At 64.1% G+C, this 21059-nt stretch carries 19 protein-coding genes; 8 read left to right on the plus strand and 11 right to left on the minus strand.

The window, feature by feature from the left end:
- Positions 1–551 precede the first annotated feature (551 nt).
- From CK220_RS05270 to CK220_RS05280, 3 genes are all read left to right on the plus strand, one after another.
- Entirely contained in the window at positions 552–1514 is a 963-nt protein-coding gene (locus CK220_RS05270) for a sugar-binding protein (RefSeq protein WP_095810516.1), read from the plus strand.
- A 122-nt stretch (positions 1515–1636) separates the two neighbouring features.
- Complete coding sequence (locus tag CK220_RS05275) at positions 1637–3202, plus strand: sugar ABC transporter ATP-binding protein (protein ID WP_095810736.1); 1566 nt, start codon at positions 1637–1639, stop codon at positions 3200–3202.
- Complete coding sequence (locus CK220_RS05280) at positions 3199–4194, plus strand: ABC transporter permease (protein WP_067323934.1); 996 nt, start codon at positions 3199–3201, stop codon at positions 4192–4194. Before CK220_RS05275 ends, CK220_RS05280 begins: the two co-directional genes overlap by 4 nt.
- A 61-nt stretch (positions 4195–4255) precedes the next feature.
- Here CK220_RS05280 and phnN read toward each other — a convergent pair whose 3' ends face one another.
- The 5 genes from phnN to CK220_RS05305 are packed head-to-tail and all read right to left on the minus strand — an operon-like array spanning position 4256 to position 8035.
- On the minus strand, positions 4256–4882 hold the full coding sequence (phnN, locus tag CK220_RS05285; RefSeq protein ID WP_176478990.1) for a phosphonate metabolism protein/1,5-bisphosphokinase (PRPP-forming) PhnN: 627 nt from the start codon (positions 4880–4882) through the stop codon (positions 4256–4258).
- A complete protein-coding gene (locus tag CK220_RS05290) occupies positions 4879–6018 on the minus strand; it encodes an alpha-D-ribose 1-methylphosphonate 5-triphosphate diphosphatase (protein ID WP_095810517.1) in 1140 nt (379 codons plus the stop codon). The genes phnN and CK220_RS05290 overlap by 4 nt, the downstream gene beginning before the upstream one ends.
- A gap of 32 nt (positions 6019–6050) precedes the next feature.
- Complete coding sequence (locus CK220_RS05295) at positions 6051–6758, minus strand: DUF1045 domain-containing protein (RefSeq protein WP_095810518.1); 708 nt, start codon at positions 6756–6758, stop codon at positions 6051–6053.
- Between the two features lie 58 nt (positions 6759–6816).
- On the minus strand, positions 6817–7533 hold the full coding sequence (locus CK220_RS05300; protein WP_095810519.1) for a GNAT family N-acetyltransferase: 717 nt from the start codon (positions 7531–7533) through the stop codon (positions 6817–6819).
- Positions 7517–8035, minus strand: coding sequence for a MarR family transcriptional regulator (locus CK220_RS05305; protein ID WP_095810520.1), 519 nt, complete (start codon positions 8033–8035; stop codon positions 7517–7519). The genes CK220_RS05300 and CK220_RS05305 overlap by 17 nt, the downstream gene beginning before the upstream one ends.
- 229 nt (positions 8036–8264) lie before the next feature.
- Between CK220_RS05305 and CK220_RS05310 the strand changes: the two genes are divergently transcribed.
- Complete coding sequence (locus tag CK220_RS05310) at positions 8265–9302, plus strand: phosphatidylglycerol lysyltransferase domain-containing protein (protein ID WP_095810521.1); 1038 nt, start codon at positions 8265–8267, stop codon at positions 9300–9302.
- Between the two features lie 272 nt (positions 9303–9574).
- Here the strand turns inward: CK220_RS05310 and CK220_RS05315 are convergent, their stop codons facing one another.
- The gene (locus CK220_RS05315; protein ID WP_095810738.1) at positions 9575–10336 is read right to left on the minus strand and encodes an ABC transporter permease; all 762 of its coding nucleotides are present in this window, start codon (positions 10334–10336) and stop codon (positions 9575–9577) included.
- Between the two features lie 14 nt (positions 10337–10350).
- Complete coding sequence (locus CK220_RS05320; protein WP_095810522.1) at positions 10351–11277, minus strand: ABC transporter ATP-binding protein; 927 nt, start codon at positions 11275–11277, stop codon at positions 10351–10353.
- Between the two features lie 261 nt (positions 11278–11538).
- Here CK220_RS05320 and CK220_RS05325 point away from each other — a divergent pair, with 261 nt between their 5' ends.
- Entirely contained in the window at positions 11539–12900 is a 1362-nt protein-coding gene (locus CK220_RS05325; protein ID WP_095810523.1) for a cytochrome ubiquinol oxidase subunit I, read from the plus strand.
- 313 nt (positions 12901–13213) lie between these two features.
- Positions 13214–14218 (plus strand): cytochrome d ubiquinol oxidase subunit II, encoded by a 1005-nt coding sequence (locus CK220_RS05335; protein ID WP_095810525.1) that lies wholly within the window; start codon positions 13214–13216, stop codon positions 14216–14218.
- Positions 14219–14433: 215 nt separating this feature from the next.
- Here the strand turns inward: CK220_RS05335 and msrA are convergent, their stop codons facing one another.
- From msrA to CK220_RS05355, 4 genes are all read right to left on the minus strand, one after another.
- Positions 14434–15159, minus strand: a complete 726-nt coding sequence (gene msrA / locus CK220_RS05340; RefSeq protein ID WP_095810526.1) for a peptide-methionine (S)-S-oxide reductase MsrA — start codon at positions 15157–15159, stop codon at positions 14434–14436.
- Between the two features lie 295 nt (positions 15160–15454).
- A complete protein-coding gene (locus tag CK220_RS05345) occupies positions 15455–15700 on the minus strand; it encodes a hypothetical protein (RefSeq protein ID WP_095810527.1) in 246 nt (81 codons plus the stop codon).
- Positions 15701–15776: 76 nt separating this feature from the next.
- A complete protein-coding gene (locus CK220_RS05350; protein ID WP_095810528.1) occupies positions 15777–16469 on the minus strand; it encodes a DUF1223 domain-containing protein in 693 nt (230 codons plus the stop codon).
- Positions 16470–16719: 250 nt separating this feature from the next.
- A complete protein-coding gene (locus CK220_RS05355) occupies positions 16720–17784 on the minus strand; it encodes a pilus assembly protein TadG-related protein (protein WP_095810529.1) in 1065 nt (354 codons plus the stop codon).
- Between the two features lie 372 nt (positions 17785–18156).
- Between CK220_RS05355 and lepA the strand changes: the two genes are divergently transcribed.
- Both lepA and CK220_RS05365 read left to right on the plus strand, forming a co-directional pair.
- A complete protein-coding gene (gene lepA, locus CK220_RS05360) occupies positions 18157–19962 on the plus strand; it encodes a translation elongation factor 4 (protein WP_095810530.1) in 1806 nt (601 codons plus the stop codon).
- 98 nt (positions 19963–20060) lie between these two features.
- The gene (locus tag CK220_RS05365; protein ID WP_095810531.1) at positions 20061–21053 is read left to right on the plus strand and encodes a hypothetical protein; all 993 of its coding nucleotides are present in this window, start codon (positions 20061–20063) and stop codon (positions 21051–21053) included.
- Positions 21054–21059 lie beyond the last annotated feature (6 nt).

The following is a 21059-nucleotide window of genomic DNA, read 5'->3' on the forward strand; positions in this document are numbered from 1 at the left end:
GGCAAAGCCGCGGCAACGGCAAGAACGCCAAGCCCGGCGCCGCCGCCGGAGCGGTTTAGCTTATAACTATTATCACATAAGGGACCGCCGGCACCAGCCGCAGCACGCAGCGACAAAACGGCCGAGAAAGGTCAGCAAAGCTGTCGGTTTCCGCGACATTGGCCGACCCGACCAGCACAAATCCTTCTTCAACCAGGCCGCTCCGCGGTACCTTCGACGCGGCCGGGGCGCGCCGGTCCGAACCGATGACTAATAGTATTTACTAATATCGGTAAGCGATCTACTGTCAACTCGTCGTCACCGGCCAAGATGCGGTGGCGACATGTGGGAGGCGCGCAGGTTCGCTGCCCCGGCTATTTGCCGGAAGAGGACTGCCTTCATTCTCACGAAAATGTCAGACAAATCGGACTATTTACGAACGTCAAATCTGTGGCTAGTGTTTCGGTCGCGGGTGGATCGGCCCCGGACTTAGGTGCCAGACCCTTGAGGAAGAGGGCGTCCAGGCCGCAGCCGAGACACCAGCGATGAGTTTCAAAAAGGGAGGTTGAACCATGAAATCCATGATACGTAACGCGTCCGTCGCCGCGGCGGCCTTGGCCATTGGCTTGACGGCCAGCGCAGCCGTGCGCGCCGACGACAAGCCGACGCTGGCCTTCGTCGTCAATGGCGCGTCAGACTTCTGGAAGGCGGCGGAAGCCGGCGTGAAGAAGGCGCAAGGCGAACTGCCCGACTACAATCTCGAGCTGAAATATCCCGAGCAGTCGTCGGTCGCCATCCAGCAGCGCCTGATGGACGATCTGGTGACGGCCGGCGTGAAGGGCATCATGGTGTCGGCAGTCGACCCCAAGACCTCGACCGACGGGCTGAACAAGATCGCGTCCCAGACCGCTCTGTTCACCACCGACAGCGATGCCCCGCAGACCAAGCGCGTCGCCTATATCGGCTCGTCCAATGTCGATGCCGGCAAGCAGGCGGCCGAGATCGCCAAGAAGGCGATGCCGAACGGCGGCAAGTGCCTGGGCTTTGTCGGCCTGCTCGGCGCCGACAACGCCAAGGAGCGCATCGAGGGCATGAAGGACGGGCTCAAGGGCAGCAAGATCGAGCTGGTCGACGTGCGCGGCGACGACATCGACCAGGCGCGGGCCAAGAAGAATGTCGAGGACGCGCTGGTCGCCAGCCCCGACATCACCTGCATGGTCGGCTTCTACTCCTACAACACGCCGCGCATCTATGAGGCGCTGCGCGACGCCGGCAAGCTCGGCCAGATCACCGTCGTCGGCTTCGACGACGATCCGATCACGCTGGGCGGCGTCAAGGAAGGCACGGTTGCCGCCACCGTGGTGCAGCAACCCTTCGAATGGGCCTATCAGGGCATGAAGCTGATGGCCGCCTACCTCAAGGGCGACAAGTCGGGCATTCCGGCCGGCGGCCTGATCATCGTGCCGACCAAGATCATCGGCAAGGACGATGTCGACGCCTACGCCGCCAACCTGAAGGCGATGGCCGGAAAGTAATCGATGCACAGTTAGCGCCGGCTCAAGCTTCGCCTTGAGCCGGCGTCCGTATTGACGGGCCGCATGCGGCCCGTCAGTCTGCAGTCCACCGGCTGCCGATAAGCGCGATGAATCACGGCGTGATGAATTATTCCGATCCATCCATCGTCCAATCCGCTCCGTTCCTGAGCCTCGAGGCCGTGCGCAAGACCTATCCTGGCGTCGTGGCGCTGGACGGGTTCTCGATGGAGGTCAGGCCGGGCGAGGTGATCGGCCTGGTCGGCGAGAACGGCGCCGGCAAATCGACATTGATGAAGATCCTCGGCGGCGTGACGCGGCCGGACAGCGGCACCGTCACCGTCGACGGCGTCGCGCATGACGGCTTGACCGTGGAAGCCAGCATCGGCTCCGGGATCGCCTTCGTGCATCAGGAGCTCAACCTGTTCGAAAACCTCGACGTCGCCGCCAACATCTTCTTCGGCCGCGAGCCGCTCAAGGCCGGGCCGCTGAGGCTGGTCGACCGCGCCAGACTGCGCGAGATGGTGGCGCCGCTCCTGAAACGCGTCGGCGCCAATTTCTCGGCCGACGCGCCGGTCGCCTCGCTGTCGCTGGCGCAGCAGCAGATGGTCGAGATCGCCAAGGCGCTGTCGATCAAGGCGCGGCTGGTGATCCTCGACGAGCCGACCTCCAGCCTGCCGCTCGCCGAGACCGAAAAGCTGCTCGACGTGATCAAGGGGCTCAAGGCGGAAGGCATCAGCGTCATCTTCATCTCGCACCGCCTGCACGAGGTCGAGCGCGTCGCCGACCGCGTCGTGGTGCTGCGCGACGGCATGCTGGCCGGCACGCTGTCGAAGAGCGACATCAATCACGACCAGATGGTCAAGCTGATGATCGGGCGCATGCTGAAGGAGCGCGAGAAGGCCGCGGAAGCCGGGCGCGCGCCGGGCGGCGTCGCGCTCGCGGCAACAGCGGTGCGCACCAGCGCCTATCCCGACCACCCGGTCGACCTGGAGCTTCGGCGCGGCGAAATCCTCGGCCTTGCCGGGCTGGTCGGCTCCGGCCGCACGGAACTCGCGCGCGTCCTGTTCGGCATCGACGAGCGGCTCGGCGGCAGTGTCGCGCTGGACGGCAAGGCGCTCAATGTCGGATCGGCCGCCGATGCGGTGGCGAGCGGCATCTTCCTGGTGCCGGAAGACCGCAAGCTGACCGGCATCCTGCTCGATCTCTCGATCGCGCAGAACATTTCGCTGCCCAATCTGCCGGAGCATGCGAAGCGCTCGCTGGTGTCAACCAGGGCGGAGCTCGCCACCGCCGAGAAGCAGAAGAAGGATCTCGGCATCAAGGCACCATCGGTCCTGACCCGCACCGGCACGCTGTCCGGCGGCAACCAGCAGAAGGTGGTGCTGGCCAAATGGCTGGCGATGAACCCCAAGGTGATGATCCTCGACGAGCCGACGCGCGGCATCGACATCGGCGCCAAGGCCGAGATCTACGCGCTGATGCGGGCGCTGGCCGATGCCGGCGTCGCGGTGCTGATGATCTCCAGCGACATGGAAGAGGTGATCGGCGTCTCGGACCGCATCGCGGTCATGCATGAGGGGCAGATCTCCGGGATTCTCGACCGGGACGATTTCAGCCAGGAGAACGTGCTTTTGCTGGCGGTGGGCAAGAAGCCGAAGCTGGCGCAAGCCGCGGGAGGAGCGCAATGAGCAAGAAAGACCTCGGCCTGCTGGTGCTGATCCTGGTGGTCGGCGCGGTGGTCACGGCTATCAATCCGCGCTTCCTGTCGACGATCAATCTCGCCAACACCTCCAACCTGGTCGCGCTGTTCGGCATCCTTTCGATCGGCCAGGCCTTCGTCATCATCACCGGCGGCATCGAGCTTTCGGTCGGTTCGCTGATCGCGCTGCTCGGCACGCTGTTCATCGACTTCATCGCCGTGCGGGAGATGGACTGGCCGCTGGCCTTCGTGCTGATCATCGTGCTCGGCGCCATCATCGGCTTCGTGCATGGCTGGCTGATCACGCGGCTCAAGATGCAGCCTTTCGTGGTGACGCTCTGCGGCCTGCTGATCTACCGCGGCGTCGCCCGTTTCTACACCGCCGACGGCACGGCGGGCTTCGCCTTCGGCCAGAATTTCCCGGACCTGGAATTCCTGACCGCCGGCCGCTCCGGCGGCTTGCCGAACTCCTTTATCGCGCTGATCGTGATCGCCATCGTCATGTGGGTGGTGCTGCACCGCTCGGTGTTCGGGCGCTATCTCTATGCCATCGGCAAGAACGAGGAAGCGGCGAAATATTCGGGCATCCGCACCGGGCGCGTCGTCATCGCGGCCTATGTCATCTGCGGTGTGCTTACGGCGCTGTCGGCGATCTACTTCGCCATGTACACGCGCTCGATCTCGCCGGCGAGCCACGGCCAATTCTATGAGCTCTACGCCATCGCCGCGGCGGTGCTCGGCGGCTTCTCGCTGCGCGGCGGCGAGGGCTCGCTGGTAGGCGTCATCCTCGGCACCGTGCTGCTGCAGGAACTGCAGAACCTCGTCAACCTGCTCGGCATCCCGTCCTCGCTGAACTTCGCGGTGATGGGCGGCGTGATCCTGATCGGCGTTCTGGTCGACCAGCAGTGGGGCGTGTTCCGCGCCCGGCGCCGGATGATGGAGGCGTCGCGCCGGAATGTCGCCGGCGCGCCGGCCGAGTAGCTTCGAGCGCACCCCCACCCCGGACCTGTGGTCCGACCCTCCCCACAAGGGGGAGGGTAAATCAGATCATGTCCGAAAGGTCCGAGAACGCCATCGCCTTGCGCAGCACCTCGGCGAAGCGCTCGCCGGCGATCTCCCTGGCGCCGCTGTTGTCGATGGAGGTGACGTCCGGCCCGGAAAGCGTCACGCTGGTGCTGCGCGCCAGACGCGCCAGCACCTCGCCGCGCGATTCACGGCCGCGCGCCGCCAGCCGCTCGGCGAGGATCTCCGGCGCCGCGGTGATCTCGACCACCGCCAGGTTGGCATAGCGCTCACGCAGCGCCGGGATGACGGCACGGGAGACGTTGGCAACCGCGACATGACCATTGGCGATCGCCCAATCGACATCGGCCGGCAAGCCATAACGCAGGCCATGCGCGTCCCAGCAGATGGCGAAGGCACCGTCGGCTTCGGCCTCGGCGAAGGCGGCGTCGGCCAGCGTGTCGTGATCCTCGCTGGCGGAGTCGCTCGGACGGGTGATGACGCGGCGCACGAACTCCAGCCGCGTCTCGCCGGCAAAATGCGCCTTGGCGTAGCCGATCACCGTGTCCTTGCCGGCGCCGCTCGGCCCGACCACCGCGACGAAGACGCCGTTGCGGATGGGAAGCGTCTCGGTGAGCTCGCGTTCGATCAGCGCGGAAACCATCATGCGACGCGCCTGCCCTGGCGCCAGACGTTGCGCACGACCGGCACATGCTGGTCGACGCGCACGCGCACAAGGTCGGCGCGCCGGCCGGGCTCGATGACACCACGATCGCTAAGCCCGACCGCTTCAGCCGGGTTCTTCGAGACCATGGCGACCGCCTGCGGCAGCGAAATGCCTTCCACGACATCGCCGAGGAAGAAGGCGGACTGGATCAGGCTGAACGGGATGTAGTCGGACGACAGGATGTCGAGCAAACCGTCGCCGGCAAGCGAACGCGCCGAAACGTTGCCCGAATGCGAGGAGCCGCGCATGACGTTGGGCGCGCCCATCAGCACGCCGAGCCCTGCCGCTTTCGAGGCCCTCGCCGCCTCCTCCGTGGTCGGGAATTCGGCAACGCGCACGCCCTGCGCAATCGCCTCGTCGACATGGCCGGCCGTCGCATCGTCGTGGCTGGCGAGCACGATGCCGCGCTCCTGGCAGGCGGCGGAAATGAAGAGGCGGTTCGGCCCGGAATTCTTGGCCGATTCGGCCATACGCTTCTCGCAGAATTTCTGGAAGTCGCGGTCGGTCAGCTTCAGCTTGCGCTGGTAGTAGTAGGCGTAGGTCTCGAGATTGACGAACTGACGCTGGCCCGGCGCATGGTCCATCAGCGAGGCGAGCTTCACCCTGTCGTCGGTTTCGAAATTGGCAAAGGCCTCGAGGCAGTCCGGCGCCGAGACCTCGCAGCGCAGATGGATGAAATGGTCGGCCCTGAGCCGATCCTGCCTGACGCTGTCCTCGATTGCGTCGGCGAGCTTGCGAACGTCGTCGGACTTCAGGTCGGCATCCTCGTCCATGCCGACGCGCAAGGCGTCAAGCACCGTGGTGATGCCGGCGGTCGCCACCTGCGCATCGTGGGCGAGCACGGCGGCGATCGGGTTCCAGCGCACTTTCGGGCGCGGCGCGTAATGGCCTTCGAGGTGATCGGTGTGCAATTCGACGAGGCCCGGGATGATGTAGTCGCCGCCCATGTCCTCGCCGGTGCGGGCCGCACCCGGCTCGATCGCGGCGATCAGGCCATCGCGCAGCAGCAGCGAGCCCGCGACGATCTCGTCGGGCAGCACGATGCGGGCATTGTTCAAAACGGTCTCGGCGGTCATTTCAGCAGTCCTATTCTCAGGCGGGCGGACAATCAGGCGGTCTTTCTGGCCGGGCGGCGTCCAAGCACGTGGTGCGAGAGCACCATGAAGGGCGCGCCCGGTTCGGTTTCGACGAACAGCGTCAGCGCATCCATCGGCACCGGACGCTGCAGCACATCGGCGAACAGGCTGTCGATTGCAGCGCGAAGGCGCGGGCTTTCCTGTGGCCCGACGCGTCCGGAGAGCGTCATGTGGAAGCGGAACGTCTCGAAGACGTAAGGATAACCCCATTGGCAGAGGTTGCGGAACTCATCCGGCTTCAGCGAGTCGGGGCTGCGCCGCTCGATCTCGGCCTCGGTCAACGGCGCGCGGAAACGGTCGAAGGCGCGCACGACCTCGCCGGCGAAACTGTTGAGCGACTCGAATGGAGTTTCCGGCACCAGCGCGTAAAAGCCGTCGATCTGGCCGACGACCAGACGCGGGATGACGACTGGTGCCGTGGCTTCGGCGAAATCGTCGAGCGCCGCCCGCAGCGAGGCTTCCGTTTCGCTAGGCGCCAGCCGGAACGGCGCCTTCAGCGTCGCGTGGAAGCCATAGCGCCTTGCCGAGGCGGTGTGGAAGGCAACTTCCGCCGCCGACAGGTCGCCCACACCCTCGACCGGCCGCGTCGCCGCGCCGAACGGGTCGCGCCCCAGCCAGTTGGCGGCGATCCGCGCCAGCGGCTCATCCTGCCTCGGGGTGTAGTAAATTGCATAGCGCATCGAAAATCCTCGTCAGACCGCTGCCATAGGTGATTTCCATGACGGATTGACGAAGCTTTCATGGGTTTTCGAAGGCAACGCAGGCTCCGGCGGTCCTTAGCCGACGTCGAACCACGGCCATGTTCAGGGTGGTTCTCAACCGGAAGCCGATGGCCTCGTAGAGGCCGATGGCCAGAGCGTTACTGTCATAGGCGTGGAGATAGGGAACCTCGCCCCGCGCCATGATCCGGTTCGCAACGAACAGCGACAGCAGCCTGGCAAAGCCGCCGCCGCGGAAATCCGGATGCGTGCACACGCCGCTGAGCTCGGAATAACCGGGCTGCTTCATGCGCTCGCCGGCCATCGCGGCGAGCCTGCCGTCGATCTTCACGCCCCAGAACTCGCCGAGGCTCAAGGCTTCCAGCGTGAACGGGCCGGGCTTGGTGAGCGATGCCAGAGCGAGCATCTCGGCCGCATCGTCCCGCGTCAGCCGCTGCACGCGCTCGTCGGAGACGGCCCCGACTGGCTGCTCGGCAACCATCTGCACCAGGGACGCGGTCGAAACCGCGGAAAGCTCGGAAGGCAGGGCGATCGGATCCGTCTGAACCAGGATGGCGCTTTCATGCGGCGGGAGAAGCTTGCCCAGAGCTTGCAGGCTTTCCGCATCGTCCGCCGCGGTGGCGGCGAAGGGAACGATCGACGGCCGGTAGCGCCGGGCGAGGATATCGCCTTCCGCGAAGGCCTGATGGCGCGTCGCAAGCGCGCTCCAGATCGGACGGTCAAGGACATGTTTCATGGCGCGACGGCCTTGGCGCGACGGCCTTGGCCTTTTCCGCCCGGCGGTCGAGCGGGGTCGCGGCCAGTCGATCCTCGATGGCGGCGAGCTGGCCAAGCAGCGGCCCCGAGAGGTCCGTGCACAATTCCGCGACCGCATGCTCGATGCGTGGCCAGACATCCCGCTTCGCAGTATCGACCAGTCGCTGGCCGTCCGCTGAGAGGGAGACGATCCTGCGTCGCTGGTCGTCATCCGATTGTGCGACCTCGACCAGGCCGACGTCGGTGAGCAGCGATACGGCCCGCGTCACGCCCGGCTGCGCGATGCCGAGCGACTGCGCCAGTTCGCCGACCGGCAGCGGCCCCAGCCTGTCGAGCGCGGCGAGCAGGGGATACTGGCTCGACTGGATCCGCACATCCAGGCGATCGAGCACGCGCTGCGTGTCGGCCTGCAACTGCTCGCCAATGCGCTTCAGCCTGCTGCCGAGGCAGAGAAAGCCGAGGGACCGCAGAATGTCTTCCATCGTCGAACCGGAATGAAAACGATAACTTGATATATAACATTGCATGGAAACTGGCAATGGCCGGCGATGCAGCCGGATAGCGCCGGCTTTGGCCGGTAGACATTCCCTCTTCATTCGCCGCCGATAGCATCCTATATGGCCTTGGCGCGACATGACCGATCCGTCGCGCCAAGGCGACTGATTCGGGCCCGTGGGCTCCGGTCTTTCTTCATCGGCATGCGGACGCTTGATGCCTTCCCTGCGCATCCATATCGACAGGTTTCTTGACGGCGCGGCGCCCAAGGTGCCGCGCCGCGAGCTGACGCATCTCGAGCGCCTGGCGCTGGTGCGGCACCATGGCGACTTCTCGCTCGCCTATTCCACCGCCGTGCAGCAGAAGCTGTCCTATTTCAGCGAAGGCGACGGCTACATCGCATTCGGCACCAAGATGAAGCACCATTTCGCGCTTGGCGATCCGGTCGTCGATCCGCCGGACCGGCCGGGCTACATCAAGCGCTTCGTCGAGGCAGCCGGCGGCCCGTGGTTCGTTCAGATAAGCGCCGCCACGGCAAAGGTGCTGGCCGGGCTCGGCTATCAGATCAATCGGCTGGGCGTAGACACAAGGCTGCAGCTGCCGACGCATGATTTCTCGGGCAAGCGCAACGAGACCGTGCGCTATTCGGAGCGCTGGCTGGCGAAGAAGGGTTTCACCTTCGCCGAGGACAGGGCCAACATGCTGCTCGACGAGGTTTCGCGGCTGTCCGAGAATTGGCGCGGCGAGCGCATCGTCAAGCGCTGGGAGATGGGCTTCCTCAACCGTCCCTTCGCCGACCATCTCGGCGCCGACATGCGCCGCTTCGTCCTCCACGGCCCGCAGGGCGAGCTCGTCGCCATCCTCGATTTCGATCCGCTGTTCAGCGACGGCAAGGTCATCGGCTACACCACCGCGTTCAAGCGCAAACAGGTCGACGCCACACCGCATGCCGAGATCGGCCTGACCAAATTCGCCGTCGACCGCTTTCGCGAGGAGAGCGTTTCGGTGGTCACGCTTGGCCTGTCGCCGCTGCTCGACGTCGAACCGAGCGGCTTTGCCGAATCGAGCTTCTGGCGCAGCACCTTCCAGCGCGCCTACGAGTCGCACTGGGTCAACCGCTCGCGTTTCAACCTGCAGGGCCAGGCCGCCTTCAAGCGCCGCTTCCACGGGCTGGAGGAGCCGACCTACATCGCCTTCCGCAAGGGGACGCTGATGGAGATGCTAGGCCTGCTGCGGCTGATCAAGGCGATTTAGGAATCATCAACCTTCGCGCTTGGCCAAAGCCTCGCAGCTTCGTCATCCTAGGGCGGAGCAAGGAGCGAAGCGACGCGCGCAGACCCTAGGATCCATGCCGTTACATTCGAGCGTCGCGACGGTGCAGAATTCTGTTCCGCCGTGTTCTTCGGCGGTCGTCACGGCATGGATCCTCGGGTCAAGCCCGGTCAAGCCCGAGGATGACGACGGGACTGGGGGTTCCGGCCAATCACGAAGGCTTGCGCCAGCTCCAGATCGGAACACGGCGTCTGTCAGTTCCTAAGTCGATACCCGGTCCTGAAGATCCACGCCACGATCGCGATGCAGGCGGCCAGGAACACCAGCGTCATGCCAAGGCTGACGCCGACGGAGACGTCGGCCTTGCCGTAGAAACTCCAGCGGAACCCGCTGATCAGGTAGACGACCGGGTTGAACAGCGTGATCGTCTTCCAGATGCCGGGAAGCATATGGATCGAATAGAAGCTGCCGCCGAGGAAGGTGAGCGGCGTGACGATCAGCAGTGGTACCAGCTGCAGCTGCTCGAAGGTCTTGGCCCAGATGCCGATGATGAAGCCGAACAGGCTGAAGGTCACCGCCGTCAGCACGAGGAAGGCGATCATCCAGAACGGGTGCTCGATCCTGAGCGGCACGAACAGCGCCGCGGTCGCCAAGATGATCAGCCCGAGCATGATCGATTTGGTCGCCGCGCCCCCGACATAGGCGATGATGATCTCGAGATAGGAGACCGGCGCCGACAAAAGCTCGTAGATCGAGCCGACGAATTTCGGGAAATAGATGGCGAAGGACGCGTTCGAGATCGACTGCGTCAAGAGCGAAAGCATCATCAGCCCCGGCACGATGAAGGCACCGTAGCTGATGCCGTCGATCTCGGTGATGCGCGAGCCGATCGCCGAGCCGAAGACGACGAAATAGAGCGATGTCGAGATCACCGGCGAGACGATGCTCTGCAGCACCGTGCGGAAAGCACGCGCCATCTCCATCCGGTAGATCGCCCACACTGCACGAAAGTTCATGGCCGCGCGGGGGTTCATGGTTCTTGCCTCAGCAGATTGACGAAGATCTCTTCGAGCGTGCTGTTCTTGGTATCGAGATCGTGGAACTGAATGCCTGCCGCCTCGAGATCGCGGATCAGCGAGGCGACGCCCGGCCGGTCGCTCTGGCTGTCATAGGTATAGGTGAGTGCGTTGCCGTCTGCGGACAGCTCCAGCGCATAGCGCGCCAGGCCGTCCGGCAAGGCGGCGAGCGGCGCGCGCAGCTCCAGCGTCATCTGCTTGCGGCCGAGCTTGCGCATCAGCTCGGCCTTGCCTTCGACCAGGATGATCTCGCCGCGGTTGATGACGCCGACGCGGTCGGCCATCGCCTCGGCCTCCTCGATGTAGTGCGTCGTCAGAATGATGGTGACGCCGTCCTCGCGCAGCCGCCGCACCATCGCCCACATGTCCTGGCGCAGCTCGACGTCGACGCCCGCCGTCGGCTCGTCGAGGAAGAGCACGCGCGGCTCGTGCGACAGCGCCTTGGCGATCATCAGCCGGCGCTTCATGCCGCCCGAAAGCGTGATCGCCTTGGCGTCCTTCTTGTCCCACAGCGAGAGATCGCGCAGCACCTTCTCGACGAAAGCCTTGTCAGGCGCCTTGCCGAACAGGCCGCGGCTGTAGTTCACCGTCGCCCAGACCGTCTCGAAGGCGTCGATGGTCAGCTCCTGCGGCACCAGCCCGATCAGGCTGCGCGCGGCGCGGTAGTCCCTGCCGATATCGTGACCATCGACGGTGACGCTGCCCGACGAGCGGTTGACGATGCCGCAGACGATCGAGATCAGCGTCGTCTTGCCGGCGCCGTTCGGCCCGAGCAGGGCGAAGATCTCGCCGCGCTCGATGTCGAGATTGATTTCCTTCAGCGCCTTGAAACCGGTGGCATAGGTTTTCGTGACACCGGAGATCGAGATGATGGATGACATGCTGAAATATGGCCGGCTGGAAAACGTGACCTGATATAGGTCGAATGTCGCTTTATTCAAACCGGCAATCGACCGTGCTGCTGACAGTTCTCGACAGTCGCCGCCATTCGCGGCGTCGAACGACGTTGGCAAGCTGTCACGCGATGCGTCTGGCCATGCCGCCCGGCGCTGCGACAACGCGCCTCGCGTGACGCCGCGCCGCTTTGACCGATGCGTGTTCGAAGCCTATCCTTCAAGCATAAATTGCAGCCGGAGCCCAGCATGGACCCGCTCATCCTGTCGCGTATCCAGTTCGGCGCGAATATCTCGTTCCATATCCTGTTTCCGGCGATCACCATTGCACTTGGCTGGGTGCTTCTCTTCTTCAAGCTTCGCTACAACGCCACCGGCGACTCGGCCTGGATGCGCGCTTATTTCACCTGGGTGAAGGTGTTCGCGCTGTCCTTCGCCATAGGGGTGGTGTCCGGCGTCACCATGAGTTTCCAGTTCGGCACCAACTGGCCGGGCTATATGGAAACGGTCGGCAACATCGCCGGCCCGCTGCTTGCCTACGAGGTGCTGACCGCCTTCTTCCTCGAGGCGGCCTTCCTCGGCATCATGCTGTTCGGCTTCCGCCGCGTTTCGAACCGCATCCACACGCTGGCGACCGTGCTGGTGGCGGGCGGCACCACGGTTTCAGCCTTCTGGATCATTGCGCTGAATTCCTGGATGCAGACGCCGGCCGGCTTCGAGATGATCGACGGCAAGGCGCATGCCCTCGACTGGTGGGCGGTCATCTTCAATCCCTCGATGCCCTACCGGCTGGTCCACATGCTGCTCGCCTCGGGGCTCACGGTCTCCTTCCTGATCGCCGGCTTCTCGGCGCTGCGCTACCTTTATGGCGACCGCTCGGAATCGATGTGGAAGGCGCTGCGCACCGGCGTCTTCGCCGCCGCAATCCTGATCCCGATCCAGATCTTTGCCGGCGACCAGCACGGCTTGAACACGCTCGAGCACCAGCCGCAGAAAATCGCCGCCATGGAAGCCAACTGGAACACCGGCGCCAACGTGCCGCTGGTGCTGTTCGCGCTGCCCGACGAGGCGGCCAAGGAAAACAGGTTCGAGCTCGCCATTCCCGACGGCGCCAGTCTCATCCTGCGCCACAGCATAAGCGGCGTCGTGCCGGGATTGAACGACTATCCGGGCAACCACCCGCCGGTCTTGCCGGTGTTCTGGGGGTTCCGCGTCATGGTCGGCACCGGCATCCTGATGCTCGTCGTCTCCTGGTCGGCGGCCTTCTTCCTCAAGCGCCGCCACAGCCTGCCGAAGCCGCTGGCCCTCATCATGGTGCCGATGGCGCTGTCCGGCTGGCTGGCGACGCTGGCCGGCTGGTACACGACCGAGATCGGCCGCCAGCCCTGGCTGGTCACCGGCATATTGAAGACGGCCCATGCCGTCGGCCCGGTCGCCGGCAGCCATGTCGCGCTGACCCTGGCAGTCTATCTCATCCTCTATGTGCTGCTCTTGATCGCCTATCTCGGCGTGCTGGTGCATCTGGCGCTGAAGGCGGCCAAGGAAGGCGACACCTCGCCGCTGCCCGGCGTCATGAACGCGGCGCTTTCGCAACCTGCCGCCGAGGAGTGAGCATGGAGGGGCAAGACAGGTTGCGTGGTCGGTTCGATACGGAGCTTGCACGGGAGGCCGGCGCCGCCCCTCACCTGCCTACCGGCATCCTCTCCCCGTATAGTGACGGGGAGAGGGGCGCTATCATCGCCGGTTTCGCCGATCGCTTGCGTTGCTGCAAGACGGAAGCCGGCGTTGTGGCCAGGCCCCTTCTCCCCGTCACTATACGGGGAGAAGTGCCCGGCAGGGCGATGAGGGGCGGCGCCAACCTCCACAATCGATCTGAAACGGCCGCTTCGAGCATGACCGGCCTATCACGGTTGGAGGAAAAACGATGACCTTCGATTGGCCGACCGCGCTGCCGCTGATCTTTGCCGGCCTGATGGGCCTTGCGATCCTGATCTACGTCATCCTCGACGGTTTCGACCTCGGCATCGGCATCCTGTTCGCAGCTGCCGAAGATGCCGAGCAGGACACGATGATCGCGGCGATCGGCCCGTTCTGGGACGCCAACGAGACCTGGCTGGTGCTGGCGGTCGGGCTCTTGCTGGTCGCCTTCCCGATGGCGCACGGCACCATCCTCACCGCCCTCTATATCCCGGTCTTCCTGCTCCTGGTCGGCTTGATCCTGCGCGGCGTCGCCTTCGATTTCCGCGCCAAGGTACCGGCCGGCAAGAAGCACCGCTGGAACCGCATCTTCTTTCTCGGCTCCGCGATGGCCTCGCTGGCGCAGGGCTATATGCTCGGCGTCTATGTGCTCGGCCTCGATGTCGGCCTTGGCGGCATGGCCTTCGGCGCGCTGGTCGCGCTCTGCCTCTCTGCGGCCTACGCCGCCATGGGCTCGGCCTGGCTGATCTACAAGACCGAGGGCGATCTGCAACGAAAGGCGGTGCGCTGGCTGCGCACCACGCTGGTCCTGACCGCGCTCGGCATGGTCGCGGTCTCTTTGGCGACGCCCTTCGCCAGCCCGCGCATCTTCGACAGATGGTTCGTCTGGCCGGAGATCGTCTATCTCTCGCCGCTGCCGATCGTATCGGCGCTCTTGTTCCTGTGGCTGTGGCGGCAGACCTTTCATCTGCCCAAGCCCGACGACCGGCATGCGCTGCGGCCCTTCCTGACCCTGGCCGCAATCTTCGCGCTCGGCTTCGCCGGGCTCGCCTGGTCGTTCTATCCCTATGTCGTGCCCGACAGGCTGACGATCTGGCAGGCCGCCTCGGCGCCGGAAAGCCTGGCCTTCATCCTGGTCGGCACCGTCGTCGTGCTGCCGATCATCATTTTCTATTCGTTCTATGCCTACCGCGTGTTCGGGGGGAAGGCGACGGATCTGACCTATGATTGAGGGCACCAGCGGGTAGGCGTCAGCGTTCCTTCACACCCCCCTCTGCCCTGCCGGGCATCTCCCCCGCAAGGGGGGAGATCGGCAGCTGGGGCGTAGGTGCGTTTTCTGCAACGTTGGTGATTGGCGAAGGCCGTGGCGACATTCAATCTCCCCCCTTGCGGGGGAGATGGCCGGCAGGCCAGAGGGGGGTGCTGTCCCGCCGACCTAAGCTTTTTTCAGCTCTTGCTGCTTGCCTGCACCAGCACCGGCTTCTCGCTATAGAGTTTTGGAAACAGCGCCTTCAGGTTCGCCACCTTCGGGAGGTCGTTGTAGACGATATAGGGATAGGTCGGGTTCAGCGTCAGAAAATCCTGATGATAGTCCTCGGCCGGATAGAAGGTCTTGCCGGTCTCCAGCGTGGTCACGATCGGCTTCGCAAACACCTTGGCCTTGTCGAGCTGGGCGATGTAGCTCTCGGCGATCTTCTTCTGCTCGTCGTTCTCGGCAAAGATCGTCGAGCGGTACTGCGTGCCCTGGTCCGGCCCCTGGTAGTTGAGCTGCGTCGGATTGTGCGCGACCGAGAAATAGACCTGCAGAAGCTGGCCATAGGTCACCTTCGAGGGATCGTAGGTGATCTCGACCGATTCCGCATGGCCGGTACGCCCGGAGCCGACGACCTCGTAGACGGCGTTCTCGGCGCTGCCGCCCGTGTAGCCGGAAACGGCCTTGCTGACGCCCTTGACGTGCTGGAAGACGCCCTGCACGCCCCAGAAGCAGCCGCCGGCGAAGATGGCTTTCTCCGTGCCGCTCGAAGCCTTTTCATCCAAAACCGGCGGCGGGATCACCACCGCGTCCTCGGCCGAACGCGCCGGCGTCTGCCAGAAGGCGGCCGCGGCTGCCGTCAGCACCAGTGCTGCAAGCGGGGCCAGCGAGCGCCGCGCCTTTTTGTCGATGCCGTTCATGTCGGATCTCCTTGTTCGTTGTTCCACTATATACGAAGCAGGCCGCTGCAGGTTTCTCACTTTGCCGTGCGGCGGCTTATGGCCGACGGCGCTCCCCCTGTCCGTCTCGGCTTTGCCGAGCCACCTCTCCCCCATTTCATGGGGGTGAGGAAACGCCAACCGCCAAAGTCGCCGCCTTCGCAAGCTTGGGTTCCTCGCCCCCGCGGAAGCGGGGGAGAGGTGGATCGGCGCGCAGCGCCGAGACGGAGCGGGGGACGGCCTTTGCCATTGTTCGCCGAGGCCGGAGCCGCCTGACTTACTGCGCCGGCGCCATCGCATCCGCGGGCTTCATGGCATCCGTGGCGGGTTTCATCGCCTGGGTCGCCATCGCATCGGGCTTCATTTTATCTGCCGGTTTCATCGCCTCCGTCGCCGGCTTCATGGCGTCGGTCGCCATTGCGTTGGCTGGCTTCATGGCGTTGGTCGCATCGTCGGCGCGGGCGCCGGCGGCGAAGGCCGTGGTTGCGAGCGCAAGCGCGAGCGCCGTCAGGAATCTGGTCATGGTAGTCTCCTTGGGTTGTGGCGCGCGGATGCGGGCCGGTGGTGCGCTGCCGCTTGCCGCGGCCCCGCGCGAAAAATCAGTTTGCCGCGGCGGCCAGGATCGGCCCGCCGTCCGGCGTCTGCACCAGCACTGCCGTGCTCAAGCCCCCGGGTGCCGCAGGCAGCGGCAGTGTCGTCGCCTGGCCGTTCCAGCGGCCGAGCCTCTCAAGCGAATGCACGACATTGGCATGCGGCAGCGTGCGTCCGGTGTTCTCGCCGCGTGCCACCGGCACTTCGACGACGCCGCGTGCGTAGCGCACCAGCCAGACATCGGCCGCCCCGCCGGGTGCCGTGCCGGCGCCGATGCTCACCTTGCCGTCGCCGAGCGAGAGCGCCGGACCCTTGGCGTGCGGGCTTGTCGAGATCAGCCGCTCGATCTCGCCGGGCGCAGCACCGACGGCGTCGGCGCTGCCGTTCACCACCACCTGCGGCGTGAACGGCCCATCATGGCCGAGCGGCGGCTCGTAGGCGACCTGGCGCTGGGTGAATTCCTGCCAGCCGAAAATATCCTTCCAGCCGAGATAGTCCCAGTAGGTGACGTTGAAGGACAGCGCCAGCACGCCCGGCCGGTCCTTGACCTTGATCAGATTGGCATTGGCCGGCGGGCAGGACGAGCAGCCCTGGCTGGTGAACAGCTCGACCACGGTGAGCGGTTGTGCGGCGGCGGCGCCGGCCGCGGTGGCAAAAATTGCGCCGGCAAGCAGGCCGATTCTCGTCGTCAATCCGGTCATGGGAAGCAGTCTCCATAGCGGGGCAATGCTCCCATTTCGCCGCCGCGGAGGACTTCGTTACAGCTTCACCGGTTTGTGATTGAGGCGCCGATCTCCCCCCTTGAGGGGGAGATGGCCGCAAAGCGGCCAGAGGGGGTCATTGCGCATGGAGCGCCAATGCCTTCTTCGCTACAGACAAGGTCGTGCCAGCTGAGACGACCCCCTCTGTCGCCTTTGGCGACATCTCCCCCACGAGGGGGGAGATCAGCTGTCACTGCGTCAGCACCGTCTCGGAGGGCCGCTGGTTGAAGGCGCATTTGCCGGTCACGGTGTAGAAGAAGTCGGCATTGGAAACCGGCGCCGGCACAGCGTTGCCGCCGTCTTCCCAAGCCTGGTAGCCGGTCTGGCCGCAGGGCACCGAGGTGAAGATGTCGACCTTCTGGCCGGTCGCGACCTCGGGCATATCGGTGGCGCTGGTGCCGATATAGAGCCGGTTCGAGGTGTTGGGATCGTTCGACTTCAGCACCTTCGGGTTGCCCGAGGGAACGTCCATTTGCAGATAGAGCTGGTTCATCTGGCTGACGTCGATCACCGCGCCGGCGCCATTGGCCGGATAGAAGGTATCGGCGCAGGTCGTGACGTACTTGTTGCTGCCGCTGGTCTGGGTGATCGCCCCGCTCGGCAGGTTGTTGAAATTGTTGACCGTCGAGGTCGTGCAGACCTGTTTCTGCACCACTGTCGTCGTCGACCCGTTGATGGTGCTCACCGTGGTTGTGCCGTAGCCCTTCGGATCGCCATAGCCGTTGTAACTATAGCTGATCGTCATCAGCGGTTTGGCCTTGGTCTGGCCGAACTGGGTGCCGTAGAGCGTCATCGTCTTGTTCCAGTAGCCCGACACCTTCGTCACCTTGAAGGTGGACTGCACCAGCGCCGGCGTCTTGCGCACCGAAGAGCCGACGCCGACATCCACCGAATCGATCCTGGCGATCTGCATGAAACTGGTCGGCATCGGATAGGCCGCCGTGGCGCTGAACGTCGCCGTGCCGTCGGCGGCGACGTTGACGGCGGTGAGCGTCGCGTCGCCCAACCCGCTATTGGCGACATAGGCCTGCTGCAGCGCCGTCTGGCGGTCGGCCTTCGACGTCGTGGTCGGCAGCGTGGTGATCGACAGGATTGCGGCGTCCAGCGCCTGCTGCATGTTGCTCCTGGTCGTCACCGCCGAGGTGTAGTCGACGGAAAAGCCGACCGCGAGCAAGAGCGGAATCGCCAGCAGCGCCATCATCGGCAGCATCGAGCCGCTTTGCGATCGAACGAAATCTCTTGCCGACGAGAACATGCTCCAACCCCAAACACACCGGCAATGCAACCTGCCTGCCACCCCAAGTGGAGATATGCCCGAAATGGGTGCATGAAAGTTTAAGCGGATTTGGTGGCAGGCACAGCCGATCTCCCCCCTTGCGGGGGAGATGCACGGCAGCAGGGGGGTGCTGTTCCGCCGGACCTCTCAGCCAGAACAGGCGCCCGAGTTCAAATAACTTGGGCAGGTTGATAGCTTGAAAGAAGTAGGATCGACGCAGGCGATCCGTCACACCCCCCTCTGGCCCGCCGGCCATCTCCCCCGCGAGGGGGGAGATCGGCAGTTGCTGCGCCGTGACCGAACTCCCTGCCCCGCTTGCCCCTTAAACCCGCCCCTGCTAAAGCGCGCCGCATGACGACGCCGCTCGACCACATCAGAAATTTCTCCATCGTCGCCCATATCGACCATGGCAAATCCACGCTTGCCGACCGGCTGATCCAGCTCACCGGCGCGCTGGACGAGCGCGACATGAAGGAGCAGGTGCTGGACTCGATGGACATCGAGCGCGAGCGCGGCATCACCATCAAGGCCCAGACAGTTCGGCTGAACTACCGCGCCAAAAACGGCGAGGATTATGTGCTGAACCTCATCGACACGCCCGGCCATGTCGACTTCGCCTACGAGGTGTCGCGTTCGCTTGCCGCCTGCGAGGGCTCGCTGCTGGTGGTGGACGCTAGCCAAGGCGTCGAGGCGCAGACGCTCGCCAATGTCTACCAGGCCATCGACAACAACCACGAGATCGTCGTGGTGCTGAACAAGGTCGACCTTCCCGCCGCCGAGCCCGAGCGCATCCGCGAGCAGGTCGAGGAGGTCATCGGCCTCGACGCTTCCAATGCCGTGCTGATCTCGGCCAAGACCGGCCTCGGCGTGCCGGACGTGCTGGAGGCGATCGTCCACCAGCTGCCGCCGCCGCGCGAGGGCGACATCGCAGCACCCTTGAAGGCGATGCTGGTCGACAGCTGGTACGACGCCTATCTCGGCGTCATTGTGCTGGTGCGCATCATCGACGGCGTGATGAAGAAGGGCCAGACCATCCGCATGATGGGCACCGGCGCCAAATATCTCGTCGAGCGCACCGGCGTCTTCAAGCCGGCCCGCGTCAATGTCGACGAGCTCGGCCCCGGCGAGTTCGGCTTCTTCACCGGCTCGATCAAGGAAGTGGCCGACACCCGCGTCGGCGACACCATCACCGAGGACCGCCGCCCGACGCAAAAGGCGCTGCCCGGCTTCAAGCCGGCGCAGCCGGTGGTGTTCTGCGGCCTGTTCCCGGTCGACGCCGCCGATTTCGAGGATCTGCGCGCCGCCGTCGGCAAGCTGCGCCTCAACGATGCCTCCTTCTCCTATGAAATGGAGACCTCGGCCGCGCTCGGCTTCGGCTTCCGCTGCGGCTTCCTCGGCCTGTTGCACCTGGAGATCATCCAGGAGCGGCTGGAGCGCGAGTTCAACCTCGACCTCATCGCCACTGCGCCTAGCGTCGTCTACCGCATGAACCTCATCGACGGCACGACCAAGGAGCTGCACAACCCGGCCGACATGCCCGACGTGGTCAAGATCGCCTCGATCGAGGAGCCGTGGATCCGCGCCACCATCCTGACCCCCGACGACTATCTCGGCGGCATCCTGAAACTCTGCCAGGACAGGCGTGGCATCCAGGCCGATCTCTCCTATGTCGGCAAACGCGCCATGCTGACCTACGATTTGCCGCTCAACGAGGTCGTGTTCGATTTCTACGACCGGCTGAAATCGATCTCCAAGGGCTACGCCTCCTTCGACTATCACCTGACCAACTATCGCGAGGGCGACCTGGTGAAGATGTCGATCCTGGTCAATGACGAGCCGGTCGACGCTCTATCCATGCTGGTGCACCGCTCGGCCGCCGAAAAGCGCGGCCGCGCCATGTGCGAGAAGCTGAAGGAGCTGATCCCGCAGCACCTGTTCAAGATCCCGATCCAGGCGGCCATCGGCGGCCGCATCATCGCCCGCGAGACCGTCTCGGCGCTCCGCAAGGACGTCACCGCCAAATGCTACGGCGGCGACGTGACCCGCAAGCGCAAGCTGCTCGACAAGCAGAAAGAGGGCAAGAAGCGGATGAGGCAGTTTGGGAAGGTGGATATCCCGCAGGAGGCGTTTATCCAGGCCTTGAAGATGGGGGATTGAGAATAGCGGTATCCTGCAACGTGAGCATGGCCGCGATATAGTATTGATATTTGCCGTAGCTCCCCTAACATAGACCCGGGATTTGGGGAGGGGCTTACGTGGAACTAACAATAGGCAAAATTACGCTTCCGGGGCCAGTCCTCATCCCGTCCATTTCGATTTTCGAGACGCAGGGCAAATTGACGGACGCGTTGCCTCTGCAGGACGCACTGAGCGAACCGATCACGCTTCTTTCAGCTCACGACATTGCAAGACAATCCGAACTCAAAAGTCAGATTTCTCACTTTCGAGATAGAGGCGGTGTGGTTTTCATCGATAGCGGGGGCTACGAAGCATCCCGCATCGGTAGGCACGTCCAAGGGTACAGGGAAAGCTGGACAATAGGCGACTATAAATCGGTGATTGACACCTGCGAGCACGATCTCGCAGCAAGCTTTGACTTGTTCATAAACGACAATGAGACACCCCAGGATTTTCAATTACGGCTCTGTGACTTTCTCGCCCATGAACATGGCTTCATACAAAAAGGCAAAATAGTACCGGTCGTCCACCTCCATAATTTTTCGGGGACGCCCTCATTGAACCACGATGAAGCTGTGGATCTGATTGATCGAATTGCAGCCGAAATTGACCCCAGCTTTATCGCCATCCCCGAACGAGAACTCGGAGACGGGCTTGCTGCAAAGCGCGACTTGACCAAGAAAATCACTTCGACCCTGGCCAAAAAAGGTCGCCGGGCTGGTCTACACGTCTTGGGATGCGGGAACCCGCTTTCATTCGCAATCTTGGCCGAGGCGGGCATTGCAATGGCCGATGGCCTAGAGTGGTGCCGCACCCTTGTGGGTCCAAATTTTCATTTGCACCACTTTCAGCATGGAGGGCTGTTTCCAGAGCCCGAATTCGATGTGTATAACCCTACCGCAGAGGTGATTCGCGAAAAGAGTCAACACTACCTCACGCTGACACTGGCAAGAAATTTGCACGCTCTGCAGGGCTTTGTGAAGCAGGTCATAGATTCGATGGAAGACGGCGAGTTGCCTGACTTTCTTGAGCGGAATTTCGGAAAGCAGGCTGCGCAGCTCTTAAGATAAGACAGG

This window comes from Mesorhizobium sp. WSM3860 (assembly GCF_002294995.1).
Classification (GTDB): domain Bacteria; phylum Pseudomonadota; class Alphaproteobacteria; order Rhizobiales; family Rhizobiaceae; genus Mesorhizobium.